Here is a 12,023-nt window from a genome sequence, read left to right on the forward strand (position 1 = left end):
ACGAATCTGAGATGTTCCTGATTCTGAATACAGTCTTATCCTACCAAGGAGATGTAAGGACTTTATGTATGTAATGTAAAATATTGTAAAAAAAGGCGCTGTCCCATGAAGACAGCGCCTTTTTGAGTTTGAAGTTGAAAGTTTGATGTTTGATGTGTCGGACGGGTATGGGGCCCCTGACCGGAAAATCATCCCTACGGATGGCCCCTCCTCCCTACATCGGCAAGGTGATGGTAATCGTCGTGCCTTCGTTTTCCTTGCTGCTCAAGGCGATAGTGCCGTGATGCTGTTCGACGATGTGCTTGACGATAGCCAGGCCCAGGCCGGTCCCTTTGATTTTGCGGGACCGGCTGGAATCGGCCCGGTAAAAGCGTTCAAAGACGCGCTGCTGTTTGTCTTCAGGGATGCCGATGCCCGTATCACAGATGCTGAAAAAGGCCTTATGGTCGTCGTGGCGGACAGTGATGTAGACATGGCCGCCTGGGCGGTTGTACTTGACGGCATTGTCCAGGAGATTCATGATCAGTTCCCGGAAAAGGCCGCGGTCGGCCAGCACTTCGGTGTCGTCCATGGTACACTGGACGGTCACTTTCTTTTCCGTCAGGACCGGCTCCATAAATTCTACGATATCCTGGACCAAGTCGCGCAAGCATAGCCGTTCCAGGTTAACTTGGCGCTTGCCGTCTTCGATGCGGGCCAAGTGCATGATTTCTTCGATCATCTGCAAGAGGCGCAGGGCTTCCTTACGGATGAGCGTCCCGAAATGGATGACGTCGTCTTTATTCTTGAAGAGGCCCGTCGACAAGACTTCGGCAAAGCCGCTGATGGAAGTAAGCGGCGTCTTCAGTTCATGGGATACATTGGACGTAAATTCCCGCCGCAGCTGTTCCCGGTGTTCTTGTTCGGTCACATCATCGATGATGAACAACATGCCGTAGAAATCATCATTTTTATAGACTGGCTGAAGAGTCAGCAGATAGAGGCGGTCCGCCCGCATGAGTTTCGTCTCACAGACACTGTCCATATGCTGCAGCCTGTCCCAGGGCGCATCGGGAAGGAGTTCCTGGAGGTTGCGCTGCAGGACAGCCTGTGTATTCCCAGCGCCCAGGAAGCGGGCTGCCCGCAGGTTGAGGCCGGCAATGCCATAGGATTTATCCGTCAGGATGACGCCTTCCTGGAGATTTTCCATGATGAGGCGCATGATATTGCGCTGTTGTTCCAGACTGCGCATATTATCCGCAATGGTCTGGCTCTGCAAAAAGACCTTGTCCACTAAGGGCTGTAATTCATGGTCGACGCGCGGTGGCTGGACCATCTTCACATCGCTGTCATTGATCTGGCGGATGAACAAAGCCGTCTGCCGGAGCGGGCTGAGCAGGCTCGCCGTCAGCAGGCGCGAGGCCTTAACACAGGCCAGGGCCGACAGTCCCAAGAGCAGGAGGGCCCACGGCAGGAGGCTGAGGAAGTGAGCATAAAACGTATCCCTTTCCAAGCTGATCCGCAAGATGGTCCCATCAGGCAATTTCTTGGCATAATAATAGAGGGCCTTAGACAGGGTCTGGGAATCGCGGACGGCTGTCCCTTCCCCATTTTCAATCGCCGCCCGTACTTCCGGCCGGGCCAGGTGATTTTCCATGATTCCTTTATCGTAATCCGATTCAAAGAGGACATCGCCGCGGGCATTAATCCAAGTGATACGCAGGCCGTTCGTATGATGGATGCCGATTTTCTTCAAATACAGGGACGTATCATGGCCTTCTTCAAGGGCCGTTTCGACGACATCCATGGTCATCGTCAATTCCTGCTGGATCTGATGCTGTGTAGAACGCCAGAAGAACCACGTCGAAATGAGCAGGGTCACAGCCATACAGGCCAGGCCCATGGACAACAGGCTGAGGTAGACTTTCCGCTTCATACATTCCCTCCAATGACGTATCCGACGCCGCGCACGGTATGGATGATCTTGCCGCCATCGCCCAGCTTCTGGCGCAGGCTCTTGATGTGCATGTCGATGGTCCGGCTTTCGCCTTCATAGGTAAAGCCCCAGACCGCTTCCATGATCTGTTCCCGCTTGAGGACGATATCCGTATTGACCAGGAGATAGCGCAGGAGTTCAAATTCTTTTACCGTCAAGTGACACGGCTTGCCCTCGACGGTGACGACATGCTTTTCCTGGTCCAGGGAAACCGGCCCATACGTATAGAGATTCGTTTCCGTATTCTGCCGGCCCGAACGGCGCAGGACAGCGCGGATACGGGAAATGAGCTCGACGATGCCGAAGGGTTTGCAGACGTAATCGTCGGCGCCGCCGTCCAGGCCTTTGACAATGTCATATTCGCTGGTCTTGGCCGTCAGCATGATGACGGGAAGCGTCTTATACGGCTGGGTCTTGCGCAGTTTTTCCAATATGTCGTTGCCGCTTTCACCGGGCAGCATGATGTCCAAAAGGAGCAAAGCCGGCATCCGCTTCTCTAAGGCCGGCCAAAATTCCTTGCTGTCGGCAAAAGTCTCGACTTCAAAATCCTGGCTGCGCAGGGCATAACCGACGAGTTCACGAATATTTTCATCATCTTCGACACAGTAAATCAAAGGCATAGGGCTACAGTCCTTTCATGTAAAATCCAGTTTTCTCATTCTATTCCATTATAGCGCAAAACCGGCTAAAAACAGTGTAAAAAGAGGGTAAAAAAAGGGCTTGTCGCACGACGACAAGCCCTTTAAAGTTGTTAGTGGCTAGCAGTTAGTTGTTAGCGGATGGCTTTAAATTTGAAGGTTTTCTCTGCAAACTACAAACTCTGTGCTACAAACTATAAAGTAAACGGGGCCTCTCATGATGGCAGAAACCTTCGTGCGGCAGTGCCCCTTTTAGAAATCGAAGTCCTTGGCCTTGATCTTGACCTGCCATTCTTTATCGACCTGTTTATAGGTAATGGTCGCAATGAAGGAGTGGAGGTCGCGGACCCAGGTGTAGTTGCGGTCGGAAATGTGATCATCGTCGAGGTCCTGGGCCCAGGAGAAGATGACCGTATCCCGCGGTGTCAGGACGTAGCCGATGGACAGGCCGTGCTGACGGGGGTCATCGAGGGTATCGAAGCGATACGGCGTGTAGCCGCTGACGTTGTGTTTCTTATACCAGAAGCTGGTCCACAAGCGATCGTTGATGCCCTGGTTGAGGATGACGCCGGAATAAGGATCGCGGCGCTGAGCATCATCGGTAGAATACCAATCCTTGCGGTAGCCGGCGAAGAAGCGCACATTGGCACGCTGCCATAAGGGGATAGGCGTATGAGTGATTTCCGTGCGGAAGCCTTTATGGGTCCCCGTCTTGACGCCATCTTCGGCCCAGCGGCCCCAGTTGGCACTGGAATCGATGTAAATGCCGGTGTCGCCGAGATGGATACGCGGTGCGAAGTATTCCAGTTCCGGCCACTTCGTAGCCCAGATGTTATCGTCGTTATCGGTACTTTCCTCCTTGCTGTAGCCAAAGCGGAAGGACCCGATTTTGGTATCCTTCTGTATCTGTGCCGCCGGCTTGAGGCCATTCTTGGAGTTCAAGGCATAGCTGGCATGGAATTTCAAGTCACCTGACTGATTAAGCGGTACATCAGCATACCCCCGGACGCCGATGCCGTCATCGCTGTTATACGTCGGCCGCGGCAGCAACGTAAAGATGTAATGCTTGGTTTTATTCTTGTTATCCAACCGGCCCTCGTAATGGCCATAGGTGAACAGGCGGACGTGCTTGAACCAGAGGGCCGTATTTTCAGCCGTGAACTTTTCCCCCGGATAGATGCGGATATCGTCACCGGTAATATAATAGTCCGGCGTCTTGGCAACGGCATGGGGCGTCGTAATCAGGCCGTGCTTGACGTAGCCGATATTGTCGTACATTTCGGCATCGGTCCCGCGGATATAGGTCGTAGGACCCATGAAGCCTTCGACCTTATCCATGCTCATGCTGCCGTTCTGGCTGTTATAGGTCACATCCTGCCCGGTCAGGGCATTGGTCTCATTGACATAGACCACAGGCCCTTTCGTATGGTAGACGCCGCTTTTCATATTGCCTTCGACATAGTTGGCATGGACTTCATCCATGCCCTGCTTGATGTCGACATTGCCCCGGCTCTTGACATAGCCGTCGGCATTACGGGCGAAAAAGGTATCGGCCGTCATATGGACGGGCTGCTGCGGCAGGACGACGTCTTGCGAAGCGGCGGCCTGGTCCAAATCGACAGGCAGGATTTTCTTTTCTGTCACGGGAACGGCCATGACCTTATCCGTATGAAGTTTAGCTGTATCAGCGGCACTGGCCGAAAGAGTCAGCGGCAGCAGGGCTGCGATCATCGCCGCTGTCCACGTTTTATTCATTCGCGTCACCTGCGGTATCGGATTGAATCGTCACGACGGCCTGCTGGTCATCGTTGTGTTTGCTATTGTCCAGGTCGACAGGCGTTACCGTACCATTTTGGAGGCCTGCCTGCAAATCGCCTCCACTGCTCTGGGGAGCTGTATCCGTATCAGTATAGGCCCCTGTATCGCCATTCCCGCTATTGTCGACGTCATTGTTGGCAACGGGCGCAAAGGACGGGACCTGTACGCCGCTGGCTGCCATATTGGCCGTCTTCATATTGTCCATGACGCCGTTTTCCTTGAATCCGACGACTTCGGCATTTTCCTTCGTTTCGGCATACATCGTCGTCCCTGCAGGAATATCGACTTCATTGCCATGGACGAAAAGACCGCCGACCAGGCCGACCGGGCCGAGGATGATGGCGCCAGCTGCTGACGCGCCGACAGCGCCGGCCGTCCGCTTATATTCTTCCTTGGTCTTATCGCCCACCGTAAGGGCTACCGGTGATCCATCGGCAGCGCGGACATTGTCATAAGTAATCTCAATCTTGCCATCTTTGCCAAAACGGCCCGACTTCCGGGCTTTCGTCACCGTCCCCGTCGCTTCCATGCCGCGAGGGATGGCGATGACATCGCCGACGCAGACGTCATCAGCCACGGCAAAGCGGACGACGTCACCTTCCTGGATGGTCTTAGAATTGAGGGCATCGATATTAGTCATCGTCACCAGTGTATTGGCCGGGATCGTGACGGTCTGGGACACGTACTTCTTATTGCCCAGGAGTGCCTGGCGCAGGGACAGGACGCGGCCTTCCAGGGAACCGCTCAAGGTCTTGCCATCGATGCTCTGTTCCAGCGATTCCACCCGGACCAGAAGAGGTTCATCCGTAATCTGGCCGGAGTACTGCCACTGCATGAGATTGACTGCCGTCAGCAAAGATAAATCGGAACCCGAATTTCCATATACATCTTTATATAAGGCATTGGTCTTGTCCTGCAGGCTGCCCGAAACGGTCGACTGCCCATTGAGCAGTTTGTCCAGGGCAGCAATACGGTCGTTCAAGGATCCAGTCTGCGTCGTCCCGTAGACCGTCGTTTCTACTTTATCCGCTTTTTCCAGAATCGTATAATTCGCTGCACTGGCAGCCATGGTCCCGCACAGGGCCATGACCGCCAGGATGCAGGCAGCTTTCTTTTTCCACATAGGCGTAACCTCCAAATTTCAGTCTCGTTTTATAATCATGATATCGTCTAGGCTTTTATGGATACTATCTCCATTATATAGGAGTGATGTCTAAATTGCAATAAAATTGACCGTGAATGGCCGGTTCTTCCCCGCCTCATTTAATTAATAATTATTTTCAATTAAAAGTTTTACAAAATTACTCTTGATTTTCCCCTATCGGTCTGTTATAATGTAGCCATAACAAATAAAAGTTATTTGTTAGTATTCAGTTAATATCCATTTTATTCAAAATGTATTATAATATCAGGAGGAATGAATGATGAAAAAATTTGTATGCGGCATCTGCGGTTTTGTTTATGAAGGTACGGAAGCTCCGGAAAAGTGTCCTCAGTGCGGCGCTCCGAAAGAAAAATTCACGGAACTCGTCGCTGGCGTCAAAGAATACGCTGACGAACATCGCGTAGGCGTTGCTAAAGGCGTCGACGAACGCATCCTTGAAGGCCTCCGCCTCAACTTCACTGGTGAATGTTCCGAAGTCGGCATGTACCTCGCTATGAGCCGTGTCGCTGACCGCCAGGGCTATCCGGAAGTCGCAGAAGCTTACAAACGCATCGCTTTCGAAGAAGCTGAACACGCTGCTAAATTCGCTGAACTCCTCGGCGAAGTCGTTACCGACGACACCAAGACCAACCTCGAAATGCGTGCTGCTGCTGAACAGGGCGCTTGCGCAGGCAAGAAAGAAATCGCTACCCTCGCTAAACAGCTCAACCTCGATGCTATCCATGACACGGTTCATGAAATGGCAAAAGACGAAGCTCGTCACGGCCGTGTATTCGATGGCCTCCTGGCTCGTTACTTCGCAAAATAATCCGTTTAGGAATGCAAAAAAGGGCTTGTCGCATGACGACAAGCCCCTTTTTGAGTATTAAGTTTGCAGTTTATAGTTTTTAGTGAAGGTTTTTAAATTTAAAGCTATCTTCTACAAACTCCGTACTACAAACTATGAAGCAAAAGGGTCATGCATGATGGCAAAAAACTTCGTGCGACAGCCCCTTTTTTACACTCACCCAGCGACATCGCAGATGACGCTGATGACGGCTTTGTCCGCCTTGGACAAATAGCGTCCCCGCTTATAGGCCAGGACGACGTCCCAATCGTCTAGATAGGCCCGCAGGGAAAAATACTTCGGTTCCACGGCCGGCGTATTGGCTACAGCCAGGCCGCCCGGTACGATAGCCGCGCCGACGCCGATGCCGGCCAGGGTCTGCGCCGTGGCCATGTCCGTCGTTTCCAGAGCCACGGTCGGCGATATATCCAGGGCTTCGACAAGGGAAAAAAAGGAATGGCGCAGTTCCTGCCCTTCTTTCATGACCAGGAAAGGATGGCCGTCAAGGCTATGATAATCAAAGACCGGGTAGCGGGAGTGGCGCTTCTTATCATACAGCGGTTCCCGTTCCAGGTCCCAGGCCGGTGAGATGGCCAGGAGCAGTTCTTCCTGGAAAAGCTCGACATATTCCAAATCCGAATGGCCGGCCGTCCTGACGACGATGGAAAAATCCGTCTTCCCTTGGAGGGCGAAATCTTCCAGTTCCCGCGTCGTCCCTTCTTCCAGGCAGATATCGATATGCGGATAGCGTTCATTGATGACAGGGATTGCCTTGGCCAGTATCGTCGAACTCCGATAATTGGAACTGCCAATGCGCACGGTCCCGCCAATGGTCTGCCCCAAATCCTGGATCCGTTGTTCCCGTACTTTACACAATTCCTGTATCTGTCCTTCGATGTCCAGATAAATCCGCCCGGCTTCCGTCAAGGTCACGGGCTGATGGGAACGGTCAAAGAGTTCGGCTCCGATATGGCGCTCGATACGGCGTATGAACTGACTCAACGACGGCTGGGTGATATATAATTTGTCTGCTGCCGCCAGGAAACTCCCTGTTTCGGCAATTTTACGGACATATTCATATTCTCTTCTTTCACAATCCATAAGCTCTCCTTTATGCAATAAAAATACTTCGCATACCTAATTATAACGCAAAAACTATAACTCGTATACGACAAAACCACTTTGACGCCAGCCTCCTTCGAGATTATCCTAAAGATACCCTTGAAGGAGGTATTTTCATGAAATCATATCATCATATCCTCGTCCCCATCGACGGGTCTGATTATGCAAAACAAGCCTTACAACATGCCATCGATATTGCCAAACTGACCGGCGCTTCGATTACGCTGCTGAACGTCGCCAATATGGCCGACATCATCAATCAGTTCAGTCAAATGGAAAATACGAGCGAATTGACAATAGACGAACTCTCCGCAACTGCTCAAGCCAACAGTACGGGCTTATTGAAAGAATTCGCCAGCCTGGTCCCGACGTCGATTCCGGTCCAATCCCTTTTTGAACTCAGTGCCCCGGAAGTATCGATTCTACAAGAACAAAAAGCTTTGCCAGCCGACCTCATCTGCATGGGCCGCGGCAGTAAACAGCCTCTCAAGAATTTCCTGCTCGGCAGTGTCAGCACCTATGTCATTACCCACGCACCGTGCCCGGTCCTCCTGGCTCACGACGAAAAGAAAGGGCCGTACCGTCACATCCTGGTACCCGTAGACGGCTCGGAATCATCGCTCCAGGCCCTGAAGCAGGCCGAAATCCTGGCCAAGGGAGATCAGGCTTCGCTGACCGTCCTTTACGTCGCCAGCATCAGCGACAGCCTGCACGATACAGCAGTCCCCGATACGATGGAACCGCATAAACTACAGGAACTGGCAGCCCACATGCGGTCCAAAGGCCATAACGCCTTCCTGCGCTGCCAGGAACAACTATCGTCTGACCTCCCCTTACAATGTCTTTATAAAATCGGCTCTCCCGGCCCGGTCATCTTGCAGACCGCAGCCGATATTGATACAGACCTCATCGTCATGGGCAGCCGCGGCCTGAACCGCATCCAAAGCGTCCTCTTAGGCAGCGTCGGCCGTTACGTGGCCTCTCATTCCGGTCTGCCCGTCCTCATCATCCGCTAACAGCGGCTTCATTCATTTTCTCAGGAGATGATACCCTTGAATACACTCGTACATAAAGCCCAAAAAGAATCGGTCGCCCTGCTGGTCAACCGCATCATGGCCGAAAAAAATCCCGAAGACCGCAAGAAAACCTTGAAACGCCTGACGACGATCATGGAAACGTTCTTCGGCGATTTATTTGAAAAAGAATCGTTCGACAAGGCCCGCAAGCTCATCGACGAAGATGGCAAGTGGTTCCAGTTCCTCAACCGCGCCTTGGACACCTTGAATCCCAATGTCGTCCGCACCGCCGTCATGGACCTCGGTTTTGAATCAGGCTTCTACGGCCTGCGCACGCGGGATGCAGCCAAAGCCAAATACCACTGCAACATCCCCTGGGCCATCCTCTTCGACCCGACGAGTGCCTGCAACCTGCACTGCATCGGCTGCTGGGCTGCGGAATACGGCCACACGCTGAACCTGTCTTATGAAGTCATGGACAAAATCGTAAGCCAGGGGAAAGAAGTCGGCTGTCATTTCTACCTCCTCACCGGCGGCGAACCGCTGGTCCGCAAGGCCGATATCCTGAAACTCTGCCGGAAGCATCCGGACTGTGAGTTCCACGCCTTCACGAACGGCACCCTCATCGATGATGATTTCTGCCAAGAAGTCGTCAAAGTCGGCAATCTGAGCTTCTCCCTCAGCGTCGAAGGTTTCCGCGAAGTCAATGACAGCCGCCGCGGCCCAGGCGTCTTCGACAGGGTCATGCATGCCATGGACCTGCTGCGCCAGTACGGCATCGTCTTCGGTACGTCGATCTGCTACACCCGCAAAAATATCCAGACCGTCACGTCGGACAAATTCTTGGACCTCCTCATCAGCAAAGGCGCCTGGTTCACTTGGTACTTCCACTACATGCCCGTCGGCAACGACGCTTCTATCGATTTATTGCCCACGCCGGAACAGCGGGCCTATATGGTACGCCGCATCCGTGAAATCCGCAGCGTCAAAGGCGGCAAGCCGATATTCGCCATCGACTTCCAGAACGACGGCCAATTCATCGACGGCTGTGTCGCCGGCGGCCGCAATTATTGCCATATCAATCCCAACGGCGACGTCGAACCGTGCGTCTTCATCCACTACTCCAGCGCCAACATCAACGACCAGGACCTCATCCCCTGTCTCCAGCAGCCCCTGTTCCAAGAATATGCCAAAGGACAGCCCTTCAACCATAATCACCTCCGCCCCTGCCCGATGCTGGAAAATCCCCAGGCCCTCATCGATATGGTCAAACGGACAGGCGCCAAATCGACAGACATGCAGTCCCCGGAATCGGTAGAACATCTCTGCGCCAAATGTCAGGCCTATGCCAAACATTGGCAGCCGGCAGCCGATAAATTATGGACTGACATCATCCAGGCCGATAAAAAACAGACAGAACAGGAAATCTCGTAAGCCCTTCATGGATATCCAAAAGGGTGAGGCAATAACTTTTAAATTTTGTCCCATCCACATCAAACTTTCAACTTCAAACTTCAAACTCAAAAAAGAGGCTGTCGCATTATGCATTTTTTGCTTAATGCGATAGCCTCTTTTTTACATTCCGCTATGATAGCGGTTTTTTTTTATGTGGCGTTTGCGCCACCAGATGATACCGTAGATGATAGATACCAGGGCCAGCAGGATGAGCAGGCGGCCCCAATGTTCCTGGATGCGCAGGAGATCATGGCCCAGCCAGACTTCGACCAGGACAGCCGGCATCTTGCCAAAGAAGTTGGCAATGAAATGGTCACGGTAAGAAATATGGCTCAAGGCACTGAAAGCAGTGACGACGACATTCGGCGCATACGGGATGGCCCGGCCCATCATGACTGTCTTGATGCAGCTATAGGAATCGAGTTTTTCCAGCATCTTGCTCTTGGAAATGACTTTCTGTGCCTGTTTGCGGAGCAGCGTCCGAGTCAGACGGAAACTGATTTCAATGCCGATGACTTCCCCAATCCAGGAAATGATGATGCCCGGGATGAGGCCGAAGATGATCCCATTGACCGTCAAGAAAGGAATGGACGGCAGGCCAATGGCATTGACAAAGGCAATCATGAAAATACTGATGCCGATAGCATAGAAGCCAAAAGAAGCAATGTAATCGGCTAACCCATCCAAGTCGCCGCTGACAGTCAGATGCCACATGATGGAATAAAAATCAGGTGCCATGAGCTGAATCGACAAAAACATCACGATGACGAGCAGGCCCCCGCCGATATGAAGGAGCCAGCCTAAATATTTATCATTCATAGAAATACGGTCCTCACGTAATAATGAATTTTTTCGTACCCTTTATTATACCATATCTTCCGGTTCCCTGTCTGCTATGAGCTTCACTTTTTCCGCCTGTCCCAGGCGCTGGCTCAGGACGAGGAAGTCGTCGAGCTTCTGCCGGGCCAGGCCGCTGTCGATGAGGCGGGCCGCCTTGCGGATGCCGGCATAGAGATTGAGGACGCTGCCGCCGACGTAGAGGCCGGCGCCTGCGTTGAGGAGGACTGCCGTCCGGGCCCCGCCCTTGTGTCCATCGAGGACGGCACGGGTAATGGCCGCGTTATGCTTCGGTAGGCCGCCGCGCAGTTCATCGCGCGAAGCCCTGGGCAGGTTGAAATCTTCCGGCCTGATTTCATACGTCGAAAACGATTCCGGCGTAAATTCACAGATCGTCGTCGCCGCAGACGCCGAAATTTCATCACTGCCATCCTGGCCATAGACAACCATGCCGTGACGGACACCGAGGGCAGCCAGGACATGAGCCATGGGCTCGACCAGATGCGGTGCATTGACGCCGAGGATCTCATATACGGCATGAGCCGGATTGGTCAAAGGCCGCAGGACATCGAAGACAGTATAAATGCCCAACTGTTCGCGGACAGCATCGATGCGTTTCATCATGTAGTAGTAATACCGCGTATAAAAATAACAAAGGCCGATCTGTTGGAGCATGTCCAGACAACTTTCGGGACTGAGGAAGATATTGGCCCCCAAGGCCTCCAGGACATCGGCCGACCCGCTGCGAGACGTCTTGGCCCGATTGCCATGCTTGGCGACGCGGACGCCGCCGGCGGCGATGACGAACGATGCCGTCGTAGAGATATTGAAGGTCTTAGTCCGGCCGCCGCCAGTACCGACGATATCGAAGACGTCCATCGTGCAGGGAACGTGCATACTATATTGCCGCATAGTCCGGGCAAAAGCCGTGATTTCTTCTTCCGACGCGCCTTTCGTCGTCAAGGCTGCTAAAAAACCGGCCAACTGGACGTCAGAAATCGTCCCTTCCATAATCTGCTCCATGACGATGGAACTTTCCCGCTGGTTAAGGTCCTTTCCCTTAGTAATGGTTTTCAGTAAACTGGTCAGCATCATACTCACCTCCGCCTGAAAAAACGGAACCGTACTATTCCCTTTTATTATAGCATATTATGCCCATCAGCGCCGCAAA

At 52.7% G+C, this 12,023-nt stretch carries 10 protein-coding genes; 3 read left to right on the forward strand and 7 right to left on the reverse strand.

The features are described 5' to 3' along the window. Nucleotides 1-214: 214 nt before the first annotated feature. The 4 genes from NOS26_RS01890 to NOS26_RS01905 form a co-directional block, all read right to left on the reverse strand. A complete protein-coding gene (locus NOS26_RS01890; protein ID WP_014015081.1) occupies nt 215-1,915 on the reverse strand; it encodes an ATP-binding protein in 1,701 nt (566 codons plus the stop codon). Further along, nucleotides 1,912-2,595: a response regulator transcription factor gene (locus NOS26_RS01895; RefSeq protein ID WP_036202253.1), complete on the reverse strand. Its 684-nt coding sequence runs from the start codon at nt 2,593-2,595 to the stop codon at nt 1,912-1,914. Before NOS26_RS01895 ends, NOS26_RS01890 begins: the two co-directional genes overlap by 4 nt. 270 nt (nt 2,596-2,865) lie before the next feature. After that, the gene (locus NOS26_RS01900; RefSeq protein ID WP_255917198.1) at nt 2,866-4,368 is read right to left on the reverse strand and encodes a hypothetical protein; all 1,503 of its coding nucleotides are present in this window, start codon (nt 4,366-4,368) and stop codon (nt 2,866-2,868) included. After that, complete coding sequence (locus NOS26_RS01905; protein ID WP_014015084.1) at nt 4,361-5,554, reverse strand: hypothetical protein; 1,194 nt, start codon at nt 5,552-5,554, stop codon at nt 4,361-4,363. Before NOS26_RS01905 ends, NOS26_RS01900 begins: the two co-directional genes overlap by 8 nt. Before the next feature lie 301 nt (nt 5,555-5,855). On the opposite strand from NOS26_RS01905, the gene NOS26_RS01910 reads away from it, so the two are divergent. Beyond that, a complete protein-coding gene (locus NOS26_RS01910) occupies nt 5,856-6,404 on the forward strand; it encodes an NADH peroxidase (RefSeq protein WP_027894728.1) in 549 nt (182 codons plus the stop codon). A 195-nt stretch (nt 6,405-6,599) separates the two neighbouring features. On the opposite strand, the gene NOS26_RS01915 is transcribed toward NOS26_RS01910, so the two are convergent. Then, complete coding sequence (locus NOS26_RS01915) at nt 6,600-7,523, reverse strand: LysR family transcriptional regulator (protein WP_255917199.1); 924 nt, start codon at nt 7,521-7,523, stop codon at nt 6,600-6,602. Between the two features lie 137 nt (nt 7,524-7,660). On the opposite strand from NOS26_RS01915, the gene NOS26_RS01920 reads away from it, so the two are divergent. Both NOS26_RS01920 and NOS26_RS01925 read left to right on the forward strand, forming a co-directional pair. Then, nucleotides 7,661-8,560, forward strand: a complete 900-nt coding sequence (locus NOS26_RS01920; protein WP_027894730.1) for a universal stress protein — start codon at nt 7,661-7,663, stop codon at nt 8,558-8,560. A gap of 27 nt (nt 8,561-8,587) precedes the next feature. Further along, nucleotides 8,588-9,994: a radical SAM protein gene (locus tag NOS26_RS01925; RefSeq protein ID WP_230579021.1), complete on the forward strand. Its 1,407-nt coding sequence runs from the start codon at nt 8,588-8,590 to the stop codon at nt 9,992-9,994. A gap of 141 nt (nt 9,995-10,135) precedes the next feature. Here the strand turns inward: NOS26_RS01925 and NOS26_RS01930 are convergent, their stop codons facing one another. Then, nucleotides 10,136-10,834, reverse strand: coding sequence for a TVP38/TMEM64 family protein (locus NOS26_RS01930; protein ID WP_014015089.1), 699 nt, complete (start codon nt 10,832-10,834; stop codon nt 10,136-10,138). A gap of 45 nt (nt 10,835-10,879) precedes the next feature. Beyond that, nucleotides 10,880-11,947, reverse strand: coding sequence for an anthranilate phosphoribosyltransferase (trpD, locus tag NOS26_RS01935; RefSeq protein ID WP_051014177.1), 1,068 nt, complete (start codon nt 11,945-11,947; stop codon nt 10,880-10,882). Nucleotides 11,948-12,023: the final 76 nt, after the last annotated feature.

Origin of the sequence: Megasphaera sp. SC8-1, assembly GCF_024436295.1 — a bacterium.
GTDB lineage: Bacteria > Bacillota > Negativicutes > Veillonellales > Megasphaeraceae > Megasphaera > Megasphaera elsdenii.